Annotated in this window: 1 protein-coding gene; it reads left to right on the top strand. The window is 67.1% G+C overall.

Going from position 1 to position 504, the window contains the following annotated elements:
• The coding region (locus tag QYS60_RS25770) for a transposase family protein (RefSeq protein ID WP_371384669.1) at positions 1-494 on the top strand (494 nt) is incomplete at its 5' end.
• Positions 495-504 lie beyond the last annotated feature (10 nt).

The following is a 504-nucleotide window of genomic DNA, read 5'->3' as shown; positions in this document are numbered from 1 at the left end:
GCGACCGGGTCGCCGAGACCACCGTCGGTGCCAGGGGCACCCCGATCCACCTGTGGTACTCGGGCAAGCACCGCAGATTCGGCGCGAACGTCCAGTTCGTGGCTACTGCGGACGGATTTCCGCTGTGGGTCTCCGACGCACTGCCGGGCAACACCCACGATCTGGCGGCCGCCCGCGAACACCGGGTCACAGGCGCCCTGTACGCCGCCGCGGCTCAGGGCCTTGCCGCCCTCGCGGACAAGGGCTACCAGGGCACCGGCATCGGTATTCACACCCCGACGAAGGTTCCTGCCGACGGCAACGTCCTCGACGCCGACACCGCCTGCCGCAACACGTTGCTGTCCGGACTTCGGTGTCTCGGCGAACGGGCCGCCGCGTTGCTCACCACCCGCTGGAAGGCGCTCGACAGGATCACCCTGTGCCCCAAACGAATCGGATCCATCGTCAAAGCAGCGCTCGTACTCACCCAGTTCGAGCATGCAGGCCGTTACTGAGAAAACCTCA

It is taken from the genome of Rhodococcus sp. GXMU-t2271, from assembly GCF_041414735.1.
Classification (GTDB): Bacteria; Actinomycetota; Actinomycetes; order Mycobacteriales; family Mycobacteriaceae; genus Rhodococcus; species Rhodococcus indonesiensis.
This window is presented reverse-complemented; position numbering and strand designations above follow the sequence as displayed.